Below are 24896 nucleotides of genomic sequence, written 5' to 3'. Positions count from 1 at the left end.
CGGTATCAATTATCGCCAACGTTCAAACACACGGCGCAGCGCGTAGCCGCGGATCAATGAGACGCCGACAAAGGCTGCGCCGATGGCAAGGTTGTCCTTTAGACTCGCGGTTAACCCAAACCATGGAAACACGATCATCTGTGTCAGCACGGCCAGCGCGTAGCCAACGACGACGTTGGTCAACGCCTCAAGCAGCGACAAGCGGGGAGACTGGGGCATGGGTTGGTCTCAGGATGAAGTTGGTTGTGGCGCGTTTACGGGCGAGCTGACGTGGTGCCCAGCGCGCGACCGTGTATTCAAAGAAAAAGCACCCGAGTGAACTTTTATCCAGGCGCAACTCCTCGATGATTAAGGGGTACGTCAAGGGGGGCAGCTTGTAAACCCTCAATGTGAATCGGAGTCACTTTTTTTTGTGCGGTGACTTGCGTCCCGTCACTGGAAAGCTGTGCGGGCGAAAAGGGCGAAAAGTATGAATTCGCTGTATCCGCGAAGCCACAATGTCAAACACATGAAAGCGGCCATTCAGGGCTCAGGTTCAACGCCTCACCATGCTGCACGAGGCACTAACCTGAGCTATGCGCAAGTTGCTGACCATGTAAAACCGCAAACTATGGTGGCCATTCAAAACATACCCCGGCCCAGAGCGGACGGTCGGGGAAAGAAAGGCGTTGACGGTCAGGGATTAAAACCGAACATTTTGCGAACCGCTCAGACCTAATGGCTGCAAAAGATTTCGCGCTATCATCAGAGTCGCAGGCTCTTACGCAGGGCAAGCATCGCCGGGCACCCGCGGCCAAGCGTCACTCAACACTGTCCCGACACCGAAACGATCCGCCCATCCTCCAGCGTCAGGATACGGTCTGCGCGGTCAAGAATTCGATTGTCGTGGGTCACAAGCAGCGTGGTCGTGCCGCGCGCGGCCCCCATGCGTTTGAGCAGGTCGACCACATCGGCAGCGCTATCCTTGTCGAGGGCCGCAGTCGGCTCATCGGCGAGTACCAGCGCTGGGTTGCCGACCAGCGCACGGGCAACCGCGACGCGCTGTTTCTGGCCACCCGACAAGTTCGCAGGGAGGTAGTTGATCCGGTCCGATAGCCCAACAAGTCCCAGCGCATGCGCCGCTGCCTGTTGGGCCACATCATCGGGAATGCCACCGCTGACCTGCACCCCCATGACCACATTCTGTTGCGCGGTCAGGCTTTCATGCAGGTTATGGGCCTGGAAGATGAACCCCAGTCGCTGGCGCAGATGGGACAGCTCCTCGGCTCCCGCACCATGCAATTCTTGGTTCAGAAGCCTGGCCGACCCCTCCTGTACCGACCGCAGACAGCCGATCAGCGTCAGAAGCGTGGTCTTTCCTGACCCCGACGGCCCCATCAGCACGGTGAAACTGCCGCGCGGCAGGCGCAGGTCGATGTCGAACATCGCCTGCTTGCGCGCGTCCCCGGTTCCGAACCAATGGTTCAGGCCGCGGACATCGACAGCGGGATCATCACTCATGTGCGCCCCCTCAGAACAGATCAGCGGGATCGGCTGCCGCCAGACGCCGCGTGGCGATTGCCCCCGACAGGGCCGAGAACACCACAGTGCCCAGGAACACTGTCACCGCCATGCCCGGTGTCATGGTCAGTGGCAGAGTCGTGACCGCGCCCATCAGCATCAGGATACCCGTTCCGATCAGCACCCCCGGCACGAAGCCGAACAGCCCCAGCACCAGTGCCTCCTCCAGAACGATGCCTAGGAAGAAGCGCGACCCGTATCCCATGGCCTTGAAGGTCGCGTACTCGCGGAGATGGTCGGCTACGTCGGCAGACAGGACTTGGTAGACGATCACAATGCCCACCAACACTCCGATCAGCACCCCGAAGCCGAAGATCACCCCCGTCGGGCGTTGGGTCTGCTGATACCGCAAATCCTCCTGCGCCGCGTCGGCAAAGCTGCGGATGCGCAGGGACTGGTCCGAGATCAGGCCGCGCAACCGCGTGACAGTCGCGGCCACATCGGAACCGGGGCGCAGGCGCAAGAGGATGTGATCGGGCGCGGCGGAAGTGCGCGCTGGAAACAGCGACAGGAAGGTCTGATCGGACATCAACATGAACCCGTCGCCGCCAAATCCGCCACCGCCCGCGAATGTCGCCATCGCGGTCAGGGTGCGGCCTTGTGCCTCGAAGCGCAGCGGCGTTTGAGGGCGGATCGCCGCCGCTTCCTCGGGCGGCAGGCCACGAGCCAATCGGTCGAGGATAACCGCGCCCGGCACCTGCAACAGGTCCTGATCGTCGGTCAAGCCGGGTGCCACGAAACCGGCATGGGCCGGATCGATGCCGAAGCTGGTGAAGGAAATGCTGGTGCCGCCCCTGTCCCAGAGCACGTTGCTTACAAACAGCCCCATACCGTCTGCAACATCCGGGTCGGCCAAGGCCTGCAACATCCACTGCCGCGCGACGTTGCCGCCCTCGGAGAGGGCATTGGCATCCCCCGCCGAGATCATGATGTCCGCCTGAAAGAACTCGTAGGGTTTCAGCGTCGCGGCCCCCATGGAATTCATCAGGCCAAGCTGCACGAAGACAAGGACATTGGCGAAGGCCACGCCCGCCAGTGCTGCAGCGAACCGCCCCCGCTTGTGGGTCAGCTGCAGCCAGCCGATAGGCAGGCGGCCGAACAAGCGTTGAAGCAGGCGCGTCATTCCGTGGCCCGCGTGGCAGCGCCGGTATCGATCCGCGCAACCGCTTCGAGGTTGGTGTAGCGTTCGGCCACGGCAGAAGATTCAGCATCCAGCGCCACCAAAACCCTGATCACGCGCGCATCCGAATTGGCCGCCGCATCATCCGAGATCAGCCCCTGCCGCCCGACGGTAAGGCCGATGCTGTCGACCGCCCCGCGCAGGGATCGACCCAGCGCATCGGCCACGATCTCCACCGGCTGGCCGGGGGTGACGGAAACAATTCGATCCTGCCATATCTCGACCTCTGCCATCATCTGGCCCGTGTTGCCCATCTCCATGATCCCCTCTGCAGGTGGGCGCTGGCCAGGGGTGGCATGAATGTCCAAAATCGTGCCTGCGATGGGCGCGCGCACTTCGGCCCGACCCAGATCCATCCGCGCACGGGCAAGTTCCGCTTCTGCGGCGGCCACGTTGCGGACGGCGACCACGACATCGGGTTGCTCGTCAAGCGCCAGCGAAGTAAAGCGCGCCAGCGTTGCCTCGGTACGAGCAACGGCCTGCGCAGCCTCGGTTGCGCGCGATCGCGCCGCATCCAGCGTCGCGGTGGTAGACACGCCTCGCTCGGTCAGCGCCTGTGTCCGCTCGAGGGTTGCAGTCGCTTCCGCCGCACTCGCTCGGGCCTGATCGAGACTGGCCTGTGCCTCGGCGCGGCTCGCTTCGATGGCGCTTCGGGTCTGCATCAGGGTCGCTTGCCGCACGGCAAGGTTCGCTTCGGCCTGCAAGACGGCGCCTTCCAGGGCCTGCGTGTTGTCGAGCCGTGCGAGCGTGTCGCCACGCGCGACTGTGTCACCGATGGCCACGAGGATCTCTGCCACCCGCGCATCCCCTGCGCCATAGGGCGCCGCGACCACAGCCACATCCCCACGCGGCATGATCCGGGCCAACCCGACCACATCGGAGGGCAGAAGAGTTTCTGCCATCTGGGGCGGCATCTCGATCTCGGGCGGAAGCGCGATCGGGCTTTCCGCGCCACCACCAGGTTGCAGGCCGGTCAGAGCATAGAAGCGTTGCAGCCCGGGGGGTTGGAAATACATGCCGATCACGGCGCCAGAGAACATCAGCGCCGGGATCAACAGGACCAGCAAGAACCGTTTGCGAAAGATCCGCCGTTTTGGCGGCTTTTCGGGCCGGAGCAAGTCGATGGGCAGGGTGGGATCGTCGGTCTGGGTCATGCCCGTCTTCCTGGATTATGCGCCACGGTCGGGCACTGCGGGGCCCGCCCTTTCGGGTCGTGGATGTGTCAGTGCTCAGACGCCGGGGCGGATCATCCGGCTCATCACGTTGTTCTTCAGCACGATGCGGTGGAACGGCACCGCCAGCACATGCAGCGCGATCATCGCCAAAAGCACAATTTTCAGCACATTATGCGCCTGCGCGGCGGCGGTAATGTCGCCGATCCACATCATTCCGCCTGTCACCGACATGGCGGCCAGCACCGCGTAGAACCCCCAATGTGCGACATGGCTCAGCGTCTTGAGGGGGCCCGGCTCATTCTCCGGCGCGGGCGGCACACCCCGGGTGAAACGCAGGGCAAGACGCCAGAGCACGAAGGAGAGGATCAGCATACCCCCCGCGACATGGGCGAAGACAAGCGGCGAGAAGGCAATTTCCTGCCCCTGCGTATAAGCCTCCCAAGCTGACGCAATGCTGTCCTTGAAGATGTATTGCCCGGCCACGAGCACGGTTACAATCCAATGAAGGCCGATCTGGGTCGCGGAATATCCGGATGTCTGTTTCATGGTATGTCCGTTGAGTTGTGAAGGAGCCGAGTTCGGCATTCCGCACTCGGCTCCTTTTTCGAAAACTTAATCCGCCTCCGTGGCGGCGTCGTTGACATGCATCAAGCGCATCCGTGCGATCACCTTTGCGGGGAACGCCATTGCATCGCCGCTGTTGTCTCCGTTCGCGTAGACGTCCAGCATGGTGAAGGGGCGCTCAGCCATGCCGAGCATCACTTGGGCAAAGATGGTCGCGAATTCATCCGGTAAGTGTGCGACGTTGCCATCTGCATCGTGCTGGGCCAGTAGCACAGAAAGCCCGGCTCCAAGTTCGGCGTTTGACACGCTCCCATCAGCATCCGTATCGAATGACTGGTCGACCGGGCTTTCGCTTAGGTCGCCCATGTCCATGGCATCGTGAGTCCCACGCATCATCATGCCCGGGCCACCATGCGTCATATGCAGGCCGGTGATCTCGGTTGGTTCCAATGAGATCACTCCACTATGACCTCGCCAGTGGGGCGGGGCGTTGAAGCAGTCTCGGCCGGGAGAACCGGGTAGGTGACCTCTGGAACCTCACCAGTCAGAGCACCGAGGAACGCAACGATATCGGTTACCTCCTCTTCGGACAGTTCCGCGCCCAGTTGGGATTCGGCCATGATCTCGACAGCGACCTTCAGGTCCCAGACCACGCCGGAGTGGAAATAAGGAGCTGTCACAGCAATGTTGCGCAGTGGCGATGCGCGGAAGACGTATTCGTCCCCGACCGTCTCGGTCACCGCGAAGCGACCTTTATCGCCCTCAGGCAGAATCTCGGCACCGGGCTTTTCGATCAGCCCGAATGGATAATAGCCATTCCCTCCCAAGTTTACGCCGGAATGGCAAGACGCGCAGCCCGCGTTAAGAAACGCGCTCAGCCCGCGCACCTCCTGCTCGGTCATCGCCGCGTCGTTCCCGTTTAGCCAGGCGTCAAACGGCGCAGGCGTGATCAGCGTCGCCTCGTAGGCCTCGATTGCCCGGGCAAAGTTGTCGAAAGTCACCGGGTCGTCATCCTCAGGGAACGATGCGCGGAACCACTCTTGATACTGGGGCATAGAGTTCAGTGTCGCGATCACGTTGACAGGCGTGTTCGCCATCTCGACCCCAGCCTGGACCGGTCCCTTCGCCTGCTCGGCGAGATCCGGAGCGCGTCCGTCCCAGAACTGCGCTTCGTTGAACACGGAGTTCAGCACCGTGGGAGAGTTGCGCGGCCCTTTCTGCCAGCCGTGACCGATTGAGGTAGGCATGTTGTCGTCCCCGCCGGTCGCAAGATTATGGCAGGAGTTACAGGAGAAGACGCCGGACGCGGACATGCGCGGGTCGAAGAACAGCGCCTTGCCGAGATCGACCTTCTCAGGGGTCACGATATTGTCGTTCAGGGCAGGGACGGTAGAAGGCAAAGGCGAGAACATCTCAAGAGCGAACTCACGGAGCTCCTCGTTCGCCAAGCCCTGGCTTGCCATCATCACGGCGATTACGGTCAGTGCGGTTCCTGTCTTGAATCTCATTCCTAGTTTCCTTCAGTAGTGTCTTGGCTGTCGCGCGCGAGATCATCGCACGATCAGCGCGACAAATAATTGATCTGAATCAGATGCTTTCGAATTTGAAGAACAGAAATGACCTGGGCGACATGAAGCCGCCCAGGAACATTTGTCCTGTTCAGCGCAGGTCGAACCGGTCCGCGTTCATCACTTTGGACCAGGCGGCGACGAAGTCCTCGACGAACCGCTCGGTCCCGTCCCGTTGCGCGTAGACCTCGGCATAAGCGCGCAGGATCGAGTTCGACCCGAACACCAGATCGACCCGCGTCGCGGTCCAGCGGACCTGGCCGCTCGCCCGGTCTCGCAGCACGTAGAACCCGTCTTCGATTGGCGCCCAGCTCAGACGCATATCGGTGAGGGTCACGAAGAAGTCGGTGCTGAGCGCGCCAGGCTGGTCCGTGAAGTTGCCATGTTCGGTCCCGCCATGATTGGTCCCCATCACCCGCATCCCACCGATCAGAGCGGTCATCTCAGGTGCGGAGAGCCCCATCAGCTGGGCCCGGTCCAGAAGCAGCTCCTCGGGGCTGACGACGTAGTCCTTCTTCACCCAGTTCCGGAACCCGTCATGGATCGGCTCGAGCACGTCGAAGGATGGGGCGTCGGTCATCTGGTCCGTGGCGTCGCCGCGTCCCGGTGCGAAGGGCACCGTGACCGGAACACCCGCCGCCGCAGCCGCCTGTTCGACCCCAACATTGCCACCCAGAACGATCAGGTCAGCGACGCTGGCCCCGGCACGCGCTGCGATCGGTTCCAGCACTGACAGGACACGGGCCAGCCGTTCAGGCTCGTTGCCCTCCCAGTCCTTCTGGGGCGCAAGGCGGATGCGCGCTCCGTTTGCGCCACCCCGCAGGTCCGAGCCGCGGAAAGTGCGAGCGCTGTCCCAGGCGGTGGCCACCAGATCGGCGGTGCTCAGACCGCTCGCGGCGATCTCGACCTTCACCGCGTCTACGTCCCAGCCGGTCGGGCCCTGCGGGACAGGGTCCTGCCAGATCAGGTCTTCGGACGGCACGTCCGGGCCGACATAGCGGGATTTCGGACCCATGTCGCGATGTGTGAGCTTGAACCAGGCGCGGGCAAACACCTCCGAGAAGTGGTCCGGGTCCTTGTAGAACCGCTCCGAGATCTCGCGATAGACCGGGTCCTTGATCATCGCCATATCGGCGTCGGTCATGATCGGGTTGTAGCGGATGGACGGGTCCTCAACGTCGACTGGCCGGTCCTCTTCCTTGATGTCGACCGGCTCCCATTGCCATGCGCCGGCGGGAGACTTCTTCAGCTCCCAGTCATAGGTGAAGAGGAGGTAGAAATACCCGTTGTCCCACTTGGTGGGATGCGTGGTCCAGGCCCCCTCGATCCCGCTGGTGACCGTGTTCCGGCCGATCCCGCGGCTGGTGTGGTTGTTCCAGCCCAAGCCCTGCTCGGTCACGTCCGCGGCTTCCGGGTCCGCACCCAGAAGGGCCGCGTCGCCGTTGCCGTGGCACTTGCCCACGGTGTGACCGCCAGCGGTCAGCGCGACCGTCTCCTCGTCATCCATTGCCATCCGGGCGAAGGTCTCGCGGACCTGGCCCGCGGTCTTGATCGGATCGGGCTGCCCGTTCACCCCTTCCGGGTTCACATAGATCAGGCCCATCTGGACGGCCGCGAGCGGATTCTCCATGGTCGAGGGATCATCCAGATCGCCGTAGCGGGCGTCGGACGGGGCCAGCCACTCCTTCTCGGCGCCCCAGTAGGTGTCCTTCTCCGGATGCCAGATGTCTTCGCGACCAAAAGCGAAGCCGAAGGTCTCGAGCCCCATCGACTCGTAGGCCACGGTTCCGGCAAGGATGATCAGGTCGGCCCAGCTGACCTGGTTGCCATATTTCTGCTTCAAGGGCCAAAGCAGGCGCCGCGCCTTGTCGAGGTTCACGTTGTCGGGCCAGGAGTTCAGTGGCGCAAAGCGCTGGTTCCCGGTCCCGCCACCGCCGCGGCCGTCCGCGATCCGGTAGGAACCGGCCGCGTGCCAGGCCATCCGGATCATCAGCCCACCATAGTGGCCCCAGTCGGCAGGCCACCAGTCCTGGCTGTCCGTCATCAGCGCGTGGACGTCAGCCTTCAGCGCGTCCACATCGAGCCCCTTGAGGGCCTCGCGGTAGTCGAATCCTTTCAGAGGGTTTGTCTTCGTGTCGTGCTGGTGCAGAATGTCGAGGTTAATCGCGTTCGGCCACCATTTCATGTTGTCGCTGCCGACGGCGCTGTTGGCGCCGTGCATGACGGGGCATTTCCCGCTGCTGTGAGGGTTTCCGTCCATCGTTCTGGTCCTTTCGGGATCGTTGCGTCAGGTCCCGGTCCGTCCCGGGTTGCTCCACTCTTACCCCGCAGAGGGCCCATGATGAATTCAATTGGTTCTATATGTATGATAGAGTAGATCAATGAATGAGCTGGCAGTCATAAAGGGCGGCACCATGATCACGCTTCGACAGATGAGCTTCCTCGTCGCGATCGCGGAGGAGATGAACTTCACCCGGGCCGCGGCCCGATGCCACGTCACCCAGCCGACGCTGAGCGCGGGGCTGCGGGAGCTGGAGGCGCGTCTGGGGGTGAAGCTGGTCGAGCGGACCAGTCGGTCGCTTCTCCTCACCGAGGTGGGCGAAGGGGTCATCGACGAAGCGCGCAAGCTTCTGGACGGCGCGCGCCGGATCGAGACGCTGGCCCAGGCGCATCTCAACCCCGAAGAAGGGGACCTGCGGCTTGGCGCGATCCCGACCATCGGACCCTACCTGCTGCCGCGAGCGATCCCAGAGATCCGGGTCACCTTCCCGCAGTTGCGCGTCTTCATGCGGGAGGAGATGACCGAGAGTCTGCTCGAAGGGGTCGAGAGCGGGCGGCTGGACCTTGCGCTGATCGCGCTGCCGTTCGAGACCGGGGCGCTGGCGACGGCGCCACTCTTCTCTGATGGCTATCACCTCGCTACACCGGCTAGCCTGCCGCTTGACGAGGCGCGGCGCGATCTGGACCTGCTGCTGCTTGAGCGCGGTCACTGTCTACAGCGCCATGCGCTGGCGGCGGTCGATGCGTCGGCGTTCCGGCGCAACGCGCATTTCGAGGCGACAAGCCTACCCACGCTGATCGCAATGGTGGGCGAGGGTTTGGGGATGACCCTTCTGCCCGACCTCGCGGTTCGGACAGGGGTGGCCGAGGGGCAGGGGGTCAGGCTGACGTCGTTGCCAGACGCCTGCCCACGCCGGGTGGCGCTGGTCTGGCGCCGGACTACTTCGCGCGCCGAGATCTTTCGCAAGCTCGGGGAAGTCCTGCGCCGCTGTGCTCGAGGGGGCATGTCCGTGGACGCGGATGAGCGGGAGCTGCACGCTCCCGCCCCGACGGTTTAGCGCGGGTCGAACTGGTCGAGCGGGATCTTCAGGTAGGAGCGCCCGTTCGCTTCGGCCTCCGGCACGCGACCACCCCGAATGTTGACCTGCAACGCGGCCAGCATCAGCCGCGGGAGCGGCAGGGTCGCGTCGCGCGCATTCCGGACCTTGCGGAAGTCCTCCTCCGTGGGATCGGAGGCGAAATGCACGTTAGAGGCGCGATGCTCGGCAACCGTCGCCTCGCAGAGCGGCTCGCGGCCGTTCGGAGCGTAGTCATGCCCCACGAAGATCCGGGTCTCTTCCGGAAGGGACAGGATCCGCTGGATCGACTGGTAAAGGTCGTGCGAGGACCCTCCCGGGAAATCCGCGCGCGAGCTGCCGCTATCTGGCATCATCAGCGTGTCATGCACGAAGGCGGCGTCCCCGGCGACATAAGTCACTGAGGCGAGCGTGTGGCCCGGTGAGAACAGGACCAGAACTGGAACTTTCCCTACCATGAACAGGTCCCCGTCTGCGAAGAGCCGATCCCATTGCGACCCGTCCTCGGGCAAGTCACCGAGGTGGTAGATCTCCTTCCAGAGTTTCTGGACCCCGACCACGCGCTCCCCGATCCCGGTGCGCGCGCCCTCCAGCCGGGCTGCGAGCCAGGACGCGGCGGAGAAGTGATCGGCATGGGGGTGCGTGTCGAGCACCCACTCGACCTCGATGCCAGTCTCCTGAACGTAGTCGAGGATGCGCTGTGCGTTATGCGTCCGGGTCGCGCCCGAGAGAGGGTCGAAATCGAGGACCGGGTCCACGATCGCGCCCTTCATCGTGTTGGGGTCGTGGAAGACGTATTGCCAGCTACCGGTGGGTTTATCCCAGAAAGAAGTGACGATCGGGTTGGTCATAGCGGGTCTCCTTCAAGTCGTGGCGCCATCTGGCGCTGCCTCGTGGGAGATAGGGAGTGACTGGGAATTAGTAAAATTGATAGATTTATTGAATGTGAAAGATTTTTTCTATAGATTGCGCATCTGCAAATTACCGCTTTGTTTTTCCAATGCAATGTCCGCAAATTGTTACAGTCTGAAAGTTTGGGTGGCTGCTTTTTGAACAGCTCCGGCGGTAGCTCGTGTCTGTTTGCACGTTCAACGAGGACGCGTCGAAATAAAACCTATCACCTCAATTTTTAACACTAAAGTGGTATTGATGATGGAACGAGCGTGCTTCTAGGCTGTTCTCATAATACGTGGCGTGGAGGCATGAATGAGCAAGGTTTTGGTAGCTGGAATGATGCTCCTATACGCAACGCTGTTCTTTGGGTTGATTCATACTCTAGTCAGCTGACCTGTGCGAAGTTTTCGGTCGATTTATATAGACTCTGGTGTACAATTATTGTGAGGAATTAGTCTCGTGGGTGCAATGCGGCAGCAAGGCGACATGAGAAAATCACCCTCCTGCCGGAAAAACCAGGGACCGACCCGCCTATAAAAAAGCGCTCACTTGCCGCCGCCCCATGTCGACCTTGGTCCATCTCGCAAGCCTTTAAAAAGGTGTGCCGAGTGAATAGCCGGGGCGACAATCGAACTGGAGTGGGCAATTTTATCGAATATCGTAAGCCATCATTGATCAACTTGATCGAGTTTTCCCAATTACTGCGCTCACTTCCCCCATGGCCGACATTTCGGCATCACGCCTGTAACCTCAACCTCTCGCAGCAACCCCACGGCCTGCAGTCCGTCACGCAAGTACTCCAGCGCCTGCCACCAGTCGTGATACGCGCGTCGCGCGGCATTGATCTGCTCTGGATAGGGCCGCCACATGACGGGGCACGCCAGGACCTCAACGGTTCGCCATTTTCCGCGGGACCAGACACGCTCGGTGCCAACAACGATTGTGACAGCTTTTGGTCCATGCTGGTTTTCACGGACGTCCTGCGGCACACAGCGCGGCACGGCCCCTCGCATCCAGTCTGGCGTCATCCCAGCGCGGGCGAGCTCTGCCACACGAATGGCCATGCGCTTGCCGCCGTGACTGTCGGGGAGCCCCGCGACAATCGCAGCGATGACCTCGGCGTCGGGATGGGTGTAGCTGCCCAACTTGTAGCGCCCGCCGTCGACAGCGGTGCCAAGGACGGCGCGCTGCGCCAGCACGTGTTCCAATCCGAAGCTGCGGGGTTCCCCATCATCGGTCTCAGGCTCAGGCAGTTCGAGCTGGGCTTGCTCAACCCGGAAGGTCCATTCAAGGGCCTGCTGGATGCTCAAGCTGCGCTTGGCGCGGGCGCCTGCGCCGGAGCGGCCGTGCAGGCTTTGATCGTGTTTCACTGGATGTTCCTTTCGCGCAGGCGCTGGGTGGTGACGAGGCCGCGGTTCAGCATCTGATCGCGCATGGCGTTGGTGATGGCGTTCGAGGGCAGGTAGCGGTCCGAGTTGACCCAATCGGCGTAGAAGGCGGGTGGATCGGCGCTGGGCGGCTTGGCCGTGCACGCGGTGACGGCCTTTGCCGAGACCCGTCGGGGTGTACCTGCAGCCTCCGCCTTGCGCCGGGCTGCACGCTGCATGACGCGGTCCAGCGCCTTGGGCCCATCCGGCGGGGCAGGGTGGATGTCCCGAGAGGCCGCTGCCGCCGCAACGACCTGCGCCTCGGTCAGACCAAGTTCGATCTGCCAGCGCCGGACGTGTTCCTGGGGCGGCCAGCCTTGCCACCAGCCGGGCAGGGCGCCGCTGGGATCGAAGCCCAGCGCCGTGAGCAGCGCGCAAAAAAAATCGTCACCGATACTCGCGCGCGCCTGCGCGCCCTCCTCCTCCTTTACTGGTTTACTTAAAGGTTCCCTTACAGGGTTAGTGTCCCATTTTGAGACACGGGAATCGCCATTTTTGAGACACGGGTTTGCGCCAAAATGAGACACGGGCCCGTGTCCCGGTTCGAGACACGGCGGAGCCGGGGTGGGAGGCTGTACACCCGTGCACTGCATGGCGGTGTCGCCTGTAGTCCCGTGTCCCAAATCGAGACACGGGGTTTCTAGCGGCGCTGCAGGTGGATGTGACGGGGTTTCGGCCCCGCCAACAGGACCTGGCGTGCCCTTGGTCAGGCCGGTGAACTCGAAGCCGAGCAGATACCGGGTCGGGCGCTGCTGGCCGGTTTTCGTGTCGATGATCGGCACTCGGCGGATCAGACCACGGGCCTCAAGATCGTCGAGATGCCGGTTCAGCGTGGCGCGGCCGATCTCGCAATCCAGGGCCAAGCGCTCCTGCGTTGGGAAACACCCAAAGTCGGGATTGTAGCGATCGCACAGATGCCAGAGGACAATCTTCGTTGTGGGCTTCAGCCCGCGCTGCTGGATCGCCCAATTGGTGGCGGCGTGGCTCATGACGACGCCCTCCCGGAACAAGGTCGAGACCCGGAGACGCCCAGCGCCGGGCTGCCGACAGCGCCGACCACCCGTGTGGTGAGCCCGTGATCCGCCAGTGCGCCCAGCGCGTCATCCAAGGAGCGCACCAGTGCCCAGCCAAACCCTTGCGCCTGCACCGCGTCGCGAAACGCCTGCTGCGCCGGGCTCAGCTGCCCCTTGCGGGATTTGAGCTCGAGAAACAGCACACGGCCATCACACAGCACCACCAGATCGGCAAAGCCGGGATGCACCCCCATGCCGGTCAGGATGGCCTGGCGCTTGGCGCCCCGAGGCCCGGCCTGCGCAACCTCGTTGGCGCTATGATGCACAATCGCCCCCTTGGGCAGGACGACCCGCAAGGCGCTGACCACAGCGCGCTGCAGGTCCGCCTCCGGTGTTCCGCGCGTCTTCATCGCCGGTCCTCCGGATCGGCCCAGGCAGGGCGGCCCCGGCCATGGGCTTTACCACCCAGAACGACCAGCAGGATGCGGGCATCCTCGCGCTCCTCGGGCGTCTGGCCATGCTGGACCAGCACATTGCAGGCCAGCCGGACCATGTGGTCGGAATGGTGCACCACATCGGCCACCACGATGCGGGCCTCGCGTAGGCGCTCGTCGATCCAGTCCTGGCGGCTGTCATCGCGCGCGCCGCGCCGGCGGCGGCTTTGCGCACGGAAGGGCAGGGGAAGGCTCATCGGCGGGCCCTCCGCGCATGAGAAGGCGATGCTTCCTGCTGTAAGAGCCACTCCTGCACAGCGTCGCGGCGATAATAGATTTTCCGGCCGGCCCGGACACAAGGCGGTCCAAACCGCAGCTTTTCCCAGCGATGCAGGGTCTCCACGGTGACATCAAGTTCCAGCGCGAGGTCGAGACGGCTGATCCAGCCGCTCAGCACGCGCAGTTTGCTGGGTCCAGGGGACGTCATGGTTTCTGTCATCTGATTTCTCCTGTTCGGCGCCCAACACGGGCGCAGGTCAGGACGTCAGAAACGCAGACAGAAAGGGGTGGCGGGAAGGCAGCGACCGGCGGCGAAACGCCAAACCCTTGCCGGTCATTGATATCATTGAGCTTTTCGGCTTTCTGTTCAGGCGTGACTCATTGTGCGCCAAGAATTTGAGGCTCGGAAAATCACTCTGCGCCGATCATGAAGCGCTAATCCGCCCTCGATTTACAAGAATTCAGCGTGTTTTCAGGTGATTGACTGATATTGAAACGGATTGGCCAAACCGGCAAGGGGTCAGACCCCTTGCCGGTCATTGATTTTAAACGAAATTTACAGATTTCGAGCCGCCTAATGGATGGATTGGCCGGTTGAGCCGTCCAATCATCGCTTTTTGGCGACGATCGTCGGCCGGATTTTTATTCAGCTGACTGCAGTTCAGGCATCAGCGAACGCATTTTGTTCAATAATTTCAATGATCGGCAGGCTTTTAGCATTTCGCTGCCGGTCGCTGCCTAGACGCCGGTCTGTCGCGCATGATCCGCTTGATACCTCTGAATATCTACGCCTGTGTCCCAGGCGGAAGGAGCTGTGAACATGGTGAACCGACTGCGCTTGACCGAAAAATTGGTACGTGACCTGATGCCCGACGTGGATCGCGCGTATCAAATCTTTGACACGGATGTACGGGGGCTCTCCATTCGGGTGATGCCCTCTGGCGAGCGATCTTTCGCGTTGGACTACCGTTTTGCGGGGCGGCAACGCAGAATGACAATCGGGCGTTGGCCGGAATGGAGCGTGACTGCGGTTCGAGACCGTGCCCGCGAATTGCGCCGACTGATCGACGCAGGGACTGATCCGCTTGACGAACGGGGAGCACTGCGCGAGGCACCAAGGTTCAAGGATTTGATCGATCGGTATCTCGCCGAGCATGCGTCGACCCTGACGCCACTGAGCGCATCGGATCACAAATCTTTCCTGTCCAAACTGGTGGCGCCACATTGGGGCAACAAGCTTGTGGCAGAGATCTCCCCACAGGATGTTGCCTCGCTGCTCAATTTGATCGCAGAGGGCAGGGCCCGGCCTTCCAAGGCAAAGCCCAATAACCGGGCGCGCAACTTGCAGGGTAGAAAGCCCACCCCGGTTCGGGCCAATCGGATTGGGGAAGTCCTGCGAAAAATGTTCAATCTCGCCATCCAATGGGGCTGGCGTACAGACAATCCCGCACAAGGGTTCAAGAAACGCGTTGAAACCGCCCGCGAACGCTTTTTGTCGCACGAGGAGATTGCGAGGCTTGCGGATGTCTTGGACGCGGCCGAAGATCAGCGGGCTGCCAGCATTATCCGGTTGTGCATGCTGACGGGTGCGCGCGTTGGTGAGGTGCGGCAAGCCCGGTTTGAGCAGTTCAATCTTGAACTTGGTATCTGGTCAAAACCTGCAGCCACCACCAAACAGCGTAAAGTCCACAGGGTGCCGATTTCGGCGGATGTGGCAGCCATCGTGCGGCAGCGGTCAGGCAGTGTGCCCAGAGGCAATCCGTGGCTGTTTCCCGGCGATGTACCGGGCCAACCTGTCAAAGAAATCCGCCGCTTCTGGATCATGGTCCAGCGAGAGGCAGACCTGCCAGGAGTTCGGATTCATGATTTGCGTCATACATTCGCATCGCTTCTGGTCAGCGGTGGAGCCTCGCTGGAAATGATCGGCAAGCTGCTCGGGCACAGTCAGATGCAAACCACTCTGCGGTACGCGCATCTGATGGACTCGCCGTTGCGTGCCGGTGTCGATGCTGTGGCGGGCATGGTCAGACCACGCCCCAAGATCGTGCACAACGCTGACGCAGAGCCGAAAACCAAGCGTGCCTGAAAGACACTCAGGTCTTGCCTCGCAAAGCGCGCCAGAATGGGCGCAAGCGACGACGGATGGTGCTCTCATCGGGGACATCCCCATTCTCCGCGACTTCAACGAACCAGTCCTGCAACTCCGCGATGAGTTCCGCCTGGGTCTCGGGCAGGCCGTTTTCATGCACGCGTTTGAGTAAGGCGACATACATCCCCTCCCAGTCATAAGGGGAAATGCCACCAGTGCCACCACTGATCCGCCGAAGGAGATCGTAATCGTCTTCAAACTGCCGGACTTCTTTGCCGCTGATCAGCAGATCGGCAATCGACACTTCGACGCCGTCGCTGGGATCCGTGACATAGCACCATTCGCCCAAATCCTCCGGCTTGATCCGCTGGAGCTTGATCACAGTAGGCCCGGTACCGCTGCGGCGAAAGAAGGGCAGCATGTCCATGGGGGAAATGGTGATCTTGCCCGACACCATTTCGGTGCCGCAGATGGCCAGGGGAATGCCGGTGACGATCTCCAGCTTGCCTTCGCTGGCCCAACCGCCAATGTCGGCGATGGTGCAGCCCCATCGCGACGCGGTTTCGTGCAGGGTGAAGAACGCTCGTGGTGGTAGTGCCATATACGCCCAGTCTCCTTTTGCGTTTACATGGTCACGCACGAGACGCCTGTTGCGCGCCGTGCGGGCAGCTTTGAGGGACAAAACGGCAAGACTTGATCGGTTGCCCGGTGCAGGGGTGACCTGCGTTACGGCATTGATCGAACTCTGTGTTCGGCGAATCGCCCTCATATCGACTATACCGCAGCCACTACGTCAGAAACTGTCGGGGTTGTGCGCTTATGTCGTTTCAGAAAGCAAAGGACTTGCTGAAGCTTGCCAGCATGGCGGCCAGCCGGCACCGAGGTATCAGCGTGCAGGAGATCGCAAAGGAATTCTCTGTCAACGAACGAACCGCCCAGCGCATGGTCCAAGCTCTGAAAGATGTGTTTCCAACCGTATCGCATATGACAGACAGCGACCGGCGGCGAAGATGGAAGGTGCGCGAGACCAGCAAGCTTGGGATGCCGGGTCTTTACGATCATGAACTTGTTGCGCTGGAAATGAGTATTCGGCGGGCAGAGCGGGAGGGGGCGCAGTCCGAAAAGGACGCTTTATGTGGGCTGCGCGATCGCCTGATGGCGACCTTGCCGCCTATCCATGCGCGCCGCGCAGAGGTCGATGCTGAGACACTTCTGGAGGCGCGCGGTTATGCGTGCAGGCCAGGTCCCCGGGTGAAGACCTCCGAGGGAATGTTGAAAAATATTGCTGGGGCGATCAGAGGGCCCTATCGACTGACGCTGATGTATCAAGGTGAACGAGACCCTGAACCGAAACATCGTATCATCGAGCCTTATGGCCTGTTGTTTGGCACGCGCCACTACTTGATTGGGCGGGATATCGCGAAAGATGACCGGTTTCGTCGCTTCCGCTTGGATCGCATGTCCGATGTGGAAATCACCGTCCAGTGGTTTGAAAAGGACAACGACTTCGACTTGCGGACCTATGCGGAACAGTCTTTCAGCTCCTTCCATTCCGATGCAGAGTTCACGCGGATCGTGTGGCGATTTTCAGCGGCTGCAGCGGCGGCTGCGCGCGAGTTTGAGTTTCATCCCAAGCAAGAATTGATCGACCAAGGCGATGGGTCACTTCTTGTCATTTTTGACGCCAGCGGTCTCGTTGAAATGGCGTGGCACCTGGCCAAGTGGGGAGATGCGGTAGACGTCATAGAGCCCGCTGCTCTGCGCGATATGGTGTCCGCCTATCGCACCTCGCCAATCAAAGTGCGGCCATGACCAGCGACACGTCGAATAATTTGAGCTCCGATGACATTGGCGCCGCATGCGATGGCAGGGCGGGCGAGATGTCGACACAGGACACATCCATGAACGATGCGACGCCGAAGATCGAACGGCTCTATCTCGATTTCGACAGTTTCTTTGCGTCGGCCGAACAGCACTTCAACGCAGAGCTGCGCGGCCGGCCCCTTGGCGTCGTACCACTGGACTCGCCGCATACCAGTTGCATCGCAGTCAGCCGCGAAGCCAAGGCGCGCGGTGTGAAGTCTGGAGCGACGATCCGTGCTGCCCGCCAAGTAATCCCCGACATGGTGTTCGTGATCGCACGGCATGACGCGTATGTCCGGTTGCACAAACGCATCCTTGCCGTCATCGGCACCATCTTACCGGTCGAGCGCGTTCGGTCCATCGACGAGGTTGTCTGCCATTTGACGCCGAGCGAGGCGGCGCAAGGAAAATCACTTGCGGATCGCATCAAGACCGCACTAGCAGGTGCGTTCAGCCCAGCGCTGACATGCTCCATCGGCATGGCCCCAACCGAGTTGCTCGCCAAGATTGGTGCTGAAATTAACAAGCCAGACGGGTTTGTCCTGATCAGGGCAGAGGACCTCCCGGGGTGCCTGTCACATCTTGACCTCCGGGATCTGCCCGGCATCTCGAAAGGCATTGGCGCGCGCCTTGCGGCCGCGGGAGTAGAGGACATTGACGCTTTGTGGCGGCTGGCACCGAAACAGGCGCGGAAAATCTGGGGTAATGTCGAAGGCGAACGATTCTGGAATGAACTCCACGGCATCCACGCCGAGCGACCCGAAACCAAGAAAAGCATGTACGGCCATGGCCGTGTGCTGCCCCGAGACTCCCGCACGCCTGACAAGGTGGAACCCTGTGCCCGCCAACTTCTGCTGAGTGCCACCCGCCGACTGCGAAGAGACAACCTGCGAGCGACGGAGCTGACCCTGGGGTTTCGGGGCGGACGGGGTGCCGAGGATGGTCGATGGAATTGGCGCGATACATTCCCGGCAGCTCGGGACGACCGTACCTTCATGCGCGCTCTGTCGGAGGGGCTTCATGAGGCCCGCCGGACGCTGCGCTTCTCGCCGCAAGCAGTCAGCGTGACGATACACGGAGTGGTCTCCGATGCGGAGATCACAGGTGACCTTTTTGGCGGCACACTGGAGGCCGGGTCAGACACCGCCTCGCGAGAAAAATGGGAGACGGTCAGTGACCTGATGGACACTCTTCGCAAATCACACGGTGCCAAGGCCTTATCCCTGGGCGTGCAAGACGAGGTCTTCGGTGGCTATGTCGGGGCGAAGATTGCCTTTGGTCGCATCCCGGACGAGGCTGATTTCAGCGAGGCGGCAACAGCGGACGAGGATACGCACTTCCTGTCCTTTTGAAGTGGATTCGGGTGGACAGGCACATCGCTGTTCATAAAAAGGAGGCCCGGGAAATAGAGGCGCTGGGTTGTAAAAGGTGGTGATGGAAATGATCGAGGCCTGTCTGATGGACCGTCCGACGACGGATAACCAGAGAAGCACGTTGCTTTGGGTAAATCGGTGGGCTTTACCGCTGTCGAATGATGCTGACGCTGTTCTGGGCCTTGTCGATGCGCTCTCAGCAGACGAGTCCGGATGCGCCGACGATTGCCTTATTCTGCTATCACGCGTCTTGGACGAGGCACGTATGAATATTGAAAATGACGAGCGCGGGGCGGCTGATTTTTTTGAGGTGCTGGCCGCGGGATTGGTAGAACGCGCTGATGCAGATGAGCTTGATGCTGGAAACTGCTTTGGAATTTCTCAGGCTTACCTCCGTGCTGGGCTGACGCCTCCCGATCAGTTGCGCAGCGCAACAGATGCCTTTGTGGATGTATTTGCGACAGGTGAACCCGTTGAACTGCCGGATGTCGGGGAGCTTGTGGACGAGCTGGTTCCAGATGGTTCGACACCCTTTGAAATGTATACCGGGCTCAGAGAGATGCTCGGCGCCATGCAGTCTGAGGTGACAACGACAATCCTGACTCAGATGATTGGTCAGGGCGCTCCGCGCATGAGTACGGTGGGGCGGTATTTTCTGCTCGATCCTGTGGCCGAGATGCGCGACGCGGCCATCAGGGGATTCGAACTTCTGGTGGAACATGCCAAGATAGACGCGGCTTTGTTGTCCGATTTCATCCGGGTTCGTAACTGGATCCCGAATGGGCGGGCGCTGGATAAACTGATCAATACTGTGCTGCGACGGGAGCCCTCTGGGGGCACTGTTCCGCAACCCTGGCAGCTTCATCGGGTGATGACGTCTCTTCCTGATGGGACCGGTTCACAAAGTATTATCGGCATCTGCAGCCGCGGTAACACACGCGCCGTGGCCGCGGTCATGATCAAGGCCGGGCACGGGATCAAGGATGCGTATGTCATCCCCTGTGCCAGCAGAAATGATCAAAAAATGATGGTTGAACAGATCGAACACGCCATGGCGATGTATGATGTGTCACCGTCCTATCTCGCCTGCGCCTTTGGAGTCGCGCTTGGAGATGGGCTAGAGCGGGGTAGGGTGACGGCACCGGGGTTTCTGGATGTCGCGCCAATGTTCGGCGTGAGCGACGTGACGCCACAATCTGGTGCGCATGACGCTATGCTGGCCGCGATTGATCCCCTCGGAGAGCTTGCTGCGCTGTCGGCCAATCGCCGCAGCCGGTTGATTGGCAAGAGTCGGGACTGGTTCTCCGAGTATGACATCACGAGCAGCTGGTTTATGTCCGATGCAAGTTTGATGGCCGCGCTGGAACAAGCTCGGACGGAAGCGTCTGCCAAGAAAATTGTAGCAGGGCACCTTGAGATAAAGCGTGAATTCTGGGCAAAACTCTTTGCCCGCTCCGCGCTGATCCTGAGTCATGACAGCACCGCGGCACCTGATGCCTGGTTGAGCTTTGCCGCTGTCGCACAAGCGATCGACTCTGGACGGGAAACCAAGAAGATACCCGTGTTCGAGGATATTCTCGAGCATACGCTCTTCGTCGCGGCGGAGCGCGCGATGGAAGACCTCGAAGCCGAAGGTGCCTGGGACGACGAAGAGGTTGGACCGGCAGCGATCGCGCCGGAGCAAAAAGGTGAACTGGCCAAGTTGCTCAAGGGCAGTCAGCTCAAGCCAGATCAGATTGACGGGTATTTGACCGCCGTTCTGATCGCCCCGGAATTCATGTCACCAAACGCATGGCTCATGCCGCTGATGCAGGGGGTCGAGGTGAAGGGACAGGGGTCCATCCAGCGCATTTTGGACATCATCATGGTGAGATTCGGTGCGCTGAACGAAGCCGTCCTCCTTGGTGAAATCGGCAGCGATCTGCGAGACCTTCCCACTAAGCAGTTTCAGGCATGGGCCGAGGGATTTGCGCAAGCTGTCGATGGCGTAAAGGGCGCATGGCCAAAACGATCCATAAGCCGTGATGACAAGCAAGTCGTCGACATGATCCGCGGCGCCGCTACCGAGGATCTCACACCAACCCTCAAGCCGCTCCTGCCCAGCTGGTTGCAAGCGACTGCACTTAAATGGCGGGAGGATGTGTGATGAGCACGATGTTGGGGCCGCTGTCGGCCAACTCTCGCCATTCGCAGCGAACGCGGCTAATGATCGCTGCCAGCTCTTCCACGACATTCGTGTCCCGCGCAGCGTCCGACCAAACTCCGCCGTGAAGGGATTTGTTGAGCAAATCACGAATTTCCACAAAGTGCAGAGCCTCGGTTTCGAGCGTCGATCAATTAACTTTGTTGCATACAACTTGAGCAAAGTCGGTGCATCGCCCGCCCCTCTCAACAAGTCATGAACTTGCCGGACGCTTTCAATACCGGAAAGATTGAGTAATAAGTATTTTCAACGATGCGGTGTTTCGTAACAACGCTGACGGCTTTTGAATGAGCGATGATCAAGAGCCAAACTTGTGCTTCTGCTTAGCCCTTTGAGAGGACTGAATTATGCGTAGGCTTGTCCGCCCCGAACCGCCTGATTGGTGGCAAGAGTTTGCCAGCAAAGGAGAGGCTGAGTTACGCCACCTGATAGATGAGGACCCTTCGGGGCTTGGGCTCACAAGTCGTTTTTTCCGAAGGCGTCTCCTTCGACGAAACAAAGAGATTAGGCAGATCTTCGCAGCGTGTTCGGAGGGAGCCTGCCATACCTGCGGTTCGCCGGTGACTGGTGTATCGGATGGCGACCTGGAGCATTTCCGCCCCAAGTTCAATGCAGGCAATGCACGAAAAGACCGTAGCTCGCCTCGCCACTATTGGTGGCTAACCTACGATTGGGATAACCTTCAACTACTCTGCCCAATCTGCAATCGCTACAAGGCCAGTCTTTTCCCGATCAAAGGCGAACGCGCCGCCGAGGAAAGCCGAGGCGCCAAACTCGAAGCTGAAGGTGCCCTACTTCTTAACCCTTTCATCGACGACCCTGCCGAACACCTCACGCTAATGGAAGATGGTATATTCATCGCAAAAACCGAGCGCGGAAAGACTACGGTCGAGGTATATCAACTCAACCGAACCGAGCTGGTCTCAAATCGCAAGCAGTTATACCGTCACTATCTTCAGATCGTTCGCATACTGAGCAAGGCGGAAACATCAGGTGATGTCGATACCCTAAACCAAATCAAAAGCAGCCTGAACCACCTCCAACCTCAACACGCATTGGTGCTCGATTCGGTTCGTGAGACGACACGTTTAGGAGCTGGGCGAAATAGGCGTTCACATAGCCAGCGTGCAAAAAAGGAGCAGGCTACACACGCAGCGATTGCAGTGCCAGAAGAATTTGAGACGACTTGGATTGAGTCAGTCCAGCTGCGTGACTTTGGTCCGATCAGCCAGCTCCGTTTGGCGTTCCCGGATTTTCACTCCGGGCTCGAACCTTGGCTCGGCATCGTTGGCGAAAACGGGGTCGGAAAATCGACTTTTCTTAAAGCGGTGGTACTGGCGCTCGTTGATGCCACAACCGCCAAAAAACTTGTTCCTGATGCCGGCCGCATCCATAACCGTAATTCTCGCAATCGCATGGGTTATGTTGAGATCAAGCTCAGTGATGGACGCAAGCGGCGAGTAACTTTCCGGAGAAATTCACCGGATTTCGAGTTTTCTGGCGCAGAGGTTCGCGTTCCAGTGATTGCGCTCGGTGCCAGCCGTATCTCAAGAACGAAAGGCGCGGCGCGCGCACTGAGTACTTCGGGAGCAGTCGACAACCTTTTTGATCCGGTGCTGCCTCTTGCGGATGCCGAAAGTTGGCTCGCCGACACAAATCTTGTCTCAGCTCGCGATTTCAGAGTGCTCGGGCGAAATCTCAAGGTATTGATGGGTCTACCGGTCACCACAAAAGTCTCGCGTCGAAATGGTGAGATATTCTTCCAGCGTAATGGCTCAAGGCAGAGTCTCGATCAAATGTCCGACGGCTTTCGAACAGTCATTGGGCTCACTACGCATATTATGAAGCATCTTGCCATTGATACACCTGTCATGTCCGAGGCAGAGGGCACAGTGCTTCTAGACGAGCTCGAGCTGCATTTGCATCCGTTGTGGAAGAAGCGGATCGTGACCAAGTTGCGCGAACTCTTCCCGCGCGTACGGTTCGTGATCACCACTCACGACCCTCTGTGCCTGCGGGGCCTCGCACCTGACGAGAGCTATGTTTTCCGTCTGAATCCCGCAAGCGAGGAGATCGAAGCGACAGCATTGAGCATACTCCCAGGGATGGATGTCGACGATCTGCTCACTGGCGGTTGGTTCGGTCTCGGCACGACCTATGACGAAGAAACCGAGGACATGATAAACGAACTGAGCGTGCTTTCATTGAGAGAGGACGCGCTCAAAGTAAGAGGGGACGCAATCCTTCCTGAGCACGAAAGGGTGCAAATGGAAAAGCTAAGTCAGGATCTACGCGATCGGTTGCGAGGTTTTGCCGCGAGCGAGGGTGAGCGCCAAACTCTTGCCGATGTAGCACGCCGCGGGCTCGCGGCGCCTGACGTGCTTGAAGTGGAAGCCGAAACACTCCAAGCGCGTCTTCGGCAAGCCTTCGGTCGTCTGGAGGAGTAGAGTGTTCCGTTTTGCTGAGCGGCCCGATTCCACCAATTTCGACAACGACGATACGCTTGATAGTGTTCGGGATGAAGTCCGCCGCATCTACGAGGCTGCGCTGCCCGACTTTGTTACCGACGACGACCGGATCGAATTTCCCAAGAAAGTAATGGGGAAGTCCTCTGATCTCTGGAAGGGCTTTAAGAGTGATTTCGCCAAAGCTCAGCATGGGCGTTGCGGATATTGCGATATAAGAGTGGTTGGAACGCAGTATTGTGATGTCGACCATTTCCGCCCTAAGGCGATGGTTCAAGTTCTGGATACGGCAAGTCAAGGAACAGAACAAGATAACGCTTCCAATGTCAGTGATCGAAAGGCGCTTCGAACAATTGGCACCGGCTACTGGTGGGACGCCTATAGCTGGGCAAACTTCCTCCTTTCATGCGAAATCTGCAATCGAACTTGGAAAAGAAACTATTTCCCCGTCGATTGCGACATGGCCCAGCGCTCTCGGCCGCAAGAAAATGCGCTGGAACACGAACTTCTTTTTCATCCATTCAAGGATGAAGAACCAATCAACCACTTTCGTTACGAACTCGACGGACGCATCCGAGGAATTTCCCCAATGGGTGTGGCGACGATCGAGACCGCTGGCCTTTGGCGGCCTTCGCTAGTTGTCCAGCGCAAGAAGCATTTAGCTACACTTGCGAGACTGATTGATGAAATGCGTGCGCCGACGGCGAGCGACGATCTGGTGCGCAGTCATGTGCGCACAATCTTGGAGAAAGGCGCTGACGACGCCCATAATTTCCCTGGGATGACGCGGGTGTTTTGGACGCAGATTTCAGGGGTTAGCTGGGAGGAGCTTGAGCACTTGACGAGATAGGTTCGACAAATTCTCCCAAAGACTGTCGGGCCAGAAACACGCCGCGCTCAGTACGCTCGGCAACGATGGCGGGGTAGCGGGCATTTTCGGAGATCGGTTCAAATGTCCTGTAAAGACCGTTCACACCATTAACCAGAAGGAGCAGAACACAGACCTTAGATAATCAACCGTGTCAACGCCATGTCAACTGACGTACGTCATTTTGAAGCGATCTGTCGGGGTTAATACTTGCGAATGTCTGCCATTTTAATGAATGGAATATTGTGAATTCAAAGACTTGTCGGCTATGCTGTTGATATTCCTAACCAATTGTAATCATTGAATTATGGGCTCATAACCTGAAGGTCACAGGTTCAAATCCTGTCCCCGCAACCATAAATACTACGCTAAATCAAAAGCTTAAATGCCTCCCAATCGGGAGGCTTCTTGCGTTCGCGCGCCACATCAACGCCACATCAACACCCCTCCAGAAAAATCGTAAGGCTACGGTGAGGGCCGTCTGACTTTGGCTACGATCCGATGATAAGTCCGACCTTATGTCCGATTTCATCCACCGACCTCAAATTGAAGTTCTCTCTGCCGCCGATGGCGTTCGCCGTCGGC

Annotated in this window: 22 protein-coding genes; 7 read left to right on the top strand and 15 right to left on the bottom strand. The window is 59.9% G+C overall.

Annotated elements, in window-relative coordinates:
• Positions 1-9 precede the first annotated feature (9 nt).
• The 8 genes from IEV82_RS20090 to katG all read right to left on the bottom strand — a co-directional run bounded on the left by IEV82_RS20090 (position 10) and on the right by katG (position 8307).
• A complete protein-coding gene (locus tag IEV82_RS20090) occupies positions 10-219 on the bottom strand; it encodes a DUF7220 family protein (protein ID WP_188483869.1) in 210 nt (69 codons plus the stop codon).
• Between the two features lie 585 nt (positions 220-804).
• Positions 805-1500, bottom strand: coding sequence for an ATP-binding cassette domain-containing protein (locus tag IEV82_RS20085; protein WP_188483868.1), 696 nt, complete (start codon positions 1498-1500; stop codon positions 805-807).
• 10 nt (positions 1501-1510) lie between these two features.
• Positions 1511-2683 (bottom strand): FtsX-like permease family protein, encoded by a 1173-nt coding sequence (locus IEV82_RS20080; protein ID WP_188483867.1) that lies wholly within the window; start codon positions 2681-2683, stop codon positions 1511-1513.
• Positions 2680-3894, bottom strand: coding sequence for an HlyD family efflux transporter periplasmic adaptor subunit (locus IEV82_RS20075; RefSeq protein ID WP_188483866.1), 1215 nt, complete (start codon positions 3892-3894; stop codon positions 2680-2682). Before IEV82_RS20075 ends, IEV82_RS20080 begins: the two co-directional genes overlap by 4 nt.
• Positions 3895-3969: 75 nt before the next feature.
• Positions 3970-4461: a cytochrome b gene (locus IEV82_RS20070; protein WP_188483865.1), complete on the bottom strand. Its 492-nt coding sequence runs from the start codon at positions 4459-4461 to the stop codon at positions 3970-3972.
• A 66-nt stretch (positions 4462-4527) separates the two neighbouring features.
• Positions 4528-4929 (bottom strand): hypothetical protein, encoded by a 402-nt coding sequence (locus IEV82_RS20065; protein WP_188483864.1) that lies wholly within the window; start codon positions 4927-4929, stop codon positions 4528-4530.
• A 5-nt stretch (positions 4930-4934) separates the two neighbouring features.
• A complete protein-coding gene (locus IEV82_RS20060) occupies positions 4935-5945 on the bottom strand; it encodes a cytochrome-c peroxidase (RefSeq protein WP_188483922.1) in 1011 nt (336 codons plus the stop codon).
• Positions 5946-6138: 193 nt separating this feature from the next.
• A complete protein-coding gene (gene katG / locus IEV82_RS20055; protein ID WP_188483863.1) occupies positions 6139-8307 on the bottom strand; it encodes a catalase/peroxidase HPI in 2169 nt (722 codons plus the stop codon).
• A gap of 121 nt (positions 8308-8428) precedes the next feature.
• On the opposite strand from katG, the gene IEV82_RS20050 reads away from it, so the two are divergent.
• Entirely contained in the window at positions 8429-9385 is a 957-nt protein-coding gene (locus tag IEV82_RS20050; RefSeq protein WP_229747935.1) for a hydrogen peroxide-inducible genes activator, read from the top strand.
• Here IEV82_RS20050 and IEV82_RS20045 read toward each other — a convergent pair.
• The 6 genes from IEV82_RS20045 to IEV82_RS20020 form a co-directional block, all read right to left on the bottom strand.
• Positions 9382-10254, bottom strand: a complete 873-nt coding sequence (locus IEV82_RS20045; RefSeq protein WP_188483862.1) for an MBL fold metallo-hydrolase — start codon at positions 10252-10254, stop codon at positions 9382-9384. The two genes, IEV82_RS20050 and IEV82_RS20045, sit on opposite strands and share 4 nt — an antisense overlap.
• Positions 10255-11004: 750 nt before the next feature.
• On the bottom strand, positions 11005-11667 hold the full coding sequence (locus IEV82_RS20040) for a hypothetical protein (RefSeq protein WP_188483861.1): 663 nt from the start codon (positions 11665-11667) through the stop codon (positions 11005-11007).
• Positions 11664-12713, bottom strand: coding sequence for a helix-turn-helix domain-containing protein (locus IEV82_RS20035; protein ID WP_188483860.1), 1050 nt, complete (start codon positions 12711-12713; stop codon positions 11664-11666). Before IEV82_RS20035 ends, IEV82_RS20040 begins: the two co-directional genes overlap by 4 nt.
• Entirely contained in the window at positions 12710-13147 is a 438-nt protein-coding gene (locus IEV82_RS20030; RefSeq protein WP_188483859.1) for a VRR-NUC domain-containing protein, read from the bottom strand. The genes IEV82_RS20035 and IEV82_RS20030 overlap by 4 nt, the downstream gene beginning before the upstream one ends.
• Positions 13144-13428 (bottom strand): hypothetical protein, encoded by a 285-nt coding sequence (locus IEV82_RS20025; RefSeq protein WP_188483858.1) that lies wholly within the window; start codon positions 13426-13428, stop codon positions 13144-13146. The genes IEV82_RS20030 and IEV82_RS20025 overlap by 4 nt, the downstream gene beginning before the upstream one ends.
• Entirely contained in the window at positions 13425-13670 is a 246-nt protein-coding gene (locus IEV82_RS20020) for a helix-turn-helix domain-containing protein (protein ID WP_188483857.1), read from the bottom strand. The genes IEV82_RS20025 and IEV82_RS20020 overlap by 4 nt, the downstream gene beginning before the upstream one ends.
• A 600-nt stretch (positions 13671-14270) precedes the next feature.
• On the opposite strand from IEV82_RS20020, the gene IEV82_RS20015 reads away from it, so the two are divergent.
• Positions 14271-15536 (top strand): tyrosine-type recombinase/integrase, encoded by a 1266-nt coding sequence (locus tag IEV82_RS20015; protein WP_188483856.1) that lies wholly within the window; start codon positions 14271-14273, stop codon positions 15534-15536.
• Positions 15537-15543: 7 nt separating this feature from the next.
• Here IEV82_RS20015 and IEV82_RS20010 read toward each other — a convergent pair whose 3' ends face one another.
• A complete protein-coding gene (locus IEV82_RS20010) occupies positions 15544-16140 on the bottom strand; it encodes a hypothetical protein (protein ID WP_188483855.1) in 597 nt (198 codons plus the stop codon).
• 218 nt (positions 16141-16358) lie between these two features.
• Between IEV82_RS20010 and IEV82_RS20005 the strand changes: the two genes are divergently transcribed.
• From IEV82_RS20005 to IEV82_RS19985, 5 genes are all read left to right on the top strand, one after another.
• The gene (locus IEV82_RS20005; protein ID WP_188483854.1) at positions 16359-17351 is read left to right on the top strand and encodes a helix-turn-helix transcriptional regulator; all 993 of its coding nucleotides are present in this window, start codon (positions 16359-16361) and stop codon (positions 17349-17351) included.
• 89 nt (positions 17352-17440) lie between these two features.
• On the top strand, positions 17441-18754 hold the full coding sequence (locus IEV82_RS20000) for a Y-family DNA polymerase (protein ID WP_188483853.1): 1314 nt from the start codon (positions 17441-17443) through the stop codon (positions 18752-18754).
• 82 nt (positions 18755-18836) lie between these two features.
• The gene (locus IEV82_RS19995; protein ID WP_188483852.1) at positions 18837-20921 is read left to right on the top strand and encodes a Y4lR C-terminal helical domain-containing protein; all 2085 of its coding nucleotides are present in this window, start codon (positions 18837-18839) and stop codon (positions 20919-20921) included.
• A gap of 404 nt (positions 20922-21325) precedes the next feature.
• Entirely contained in the window at positions 21326-23425 is a 2100-nt protein-coding gene (locus IEV82_RS19990) for an AAA family ATPase (protein ID WP_188483851.1), read from the top strand.
• A 1-nt stretch (position 23426) separates the two neighbouring features.
• Positions 23427-24293: a hypothetical protein gene (locus IEV82_RS19985; protein ID WP_188483850.1), complete on the top strand. Its 867-nt coding sequence runs from the start codon at positions 23427-23429 to the stop codon at positions 24291-24293.
• Positions 24294-24896: the final 603 nt, after the last annotated feature.

The sequence above is a fragment of the Marivita lacus genome (genome assembly GCF_014637725.1).
Classification (GTDB): domain Bacteria; phylum Pseudomonadota; class Alphaproteobacteria; order Rhodobacterales; family Rhodobacteraceae; genus Marivita; species Marivita lacus.
The sequence above is the reverse complement of the archived record's forward strand: the minus strand, read 5'-3'. Positions and strand labels throughout refer to the sequence as shown.

Bases quoted from the DNA above. Each gene is read 5' to 3' on its own strand.
- IEV82_RS20090 (WP_188483869.1), bottom strand. From the start codon at position 219: ATGCCCCAGTCTCCCCGCTTGTCGCTGCTTGAGGCGTTGACCAACGTC.
- IEV82_RS20085 (WP_188483868.1), bottom strand. From the start codon at position 1,500: ATGAGTGATGATCCCGCTGTCGATGTCCGCGGCCTGAACCATTGGTTC.
- IEV82_RS20080 (WP_188483867.1), bottom strand. From the start codon at position 2,683: ATGACGCGCCTGCTTCAACGCTTGTTCGGCCGCCTGCCTATCGGCTGG.
- IEV82_RS20075 (WP_188483866.1), bottom strand. From the start codon at position 3,894: ATGACCCAGACCGACGATCCCACCCTGCCCATCGACTTGCTCCGGCCC.
- IEV82_RS20070 (WP_188483865.1), bottom strand. From the start codon at position 4,461: ATGAAACAGACATCCGGATATTCCGCGACCCAGATCGGCCTTCATTGG.
- IEV82_RS20060 (WP_188483922.1), bottom strand. From the start codon at position 5,945: ATGATGGCAAGCCAGGGCTTGGCGAACGAGGAGCTCCGTGAGTTCGCT.
- katG (WP_188483863.1), bottom strand. From the start codon at position 8,307: ATGGACGGAAACCCTCACAGCAGCGGGAAATGCCCCGTCATGCACGGC.
- IEV82_RS20050 (WP_229747935.1), top strand. From the start codon at position 8,429: ATGAATGAGCTGGCAGTCATAAAGGGCGGCACCATGATCACGCTTCGA.
- IEV82_RS20045 (WP_188483862.1), bottom strand. From the start codon at position 10,254: ATGACCAACCCGATCGTCACTTCTTTCTGGGATAAACCCACCGGTAGC.
- IEV82_RS20035 (WP_188483860.1), bottom strand. From the start codon at position 12,713: ATGAGCCACGCCGCCACCAATTGGGCGATCCAGCAGCGCGGGCTGAAG.
- IEV82_RS20030 (WP_188483859.1), bottom strand. From the start codon at position 13,147: ATGAAGACGCGCGGAACACCGGAGGCGGACCTGCAGCGCGCTGTGGTC.
- IEV82_RS20025 (WP_188483858.1), bottom strand. From the start codon at position 13,428: ATGAGCCTTCCCCTGCCCTTCCGTGCGCAAAGCCGCCGCCGGCGCGGC.
- IEV82_RS20020 (WP_188483857.1), bottom strand. From the start codon at position 13,670: ATGACAGAAACCATGACGTCCCCTGGACCCAGCAAACTGCGCGTGCTG.
- IEV82_RS20015 (WP_188483856.1), top strand. From the start codon at position 14,271: ATGGTGAACCGACTGCGCTTGACCGAAAAATTGGTACGTGACCTGATG.
- IEV82_RS20010 (WP_188483855.1), bottom strand. From the start codon at position 16,140: ATGGCACTACCACCACGAGCGTTCTTCACCCTGCACGAAACCGCGTCG.
- IEV82_RS20005 (WP_188483854.1), top strand. From the start codon at position 16,359: ATGTCGTTTCAGAAAGCAAAGGACTTGCTGAAGCTTGCCAGCATGGCG.
- IEV82_RS20000 (WP_188483853.1), top strand. From the start codon at position 17,441: ATGAACGATGCGACGCCGAAGATCGAACGGCTCTATCTCGATTTCGAC.
- IEV82_RS19995 (WP_188483852.1), top strand. From the start codon at position 18,837: ATGGAAATGATCGAGGCCTGTCTGATGGACCGTCCGACGACGGATAAC.
- IEV82_RS19990 (WP_188483851.1), top strand. From the start codon at position 21,326: ATGCGTAGGCTTGTCCGCCCCGAACCGCCTGATTGGTGGCAAGAGTTT.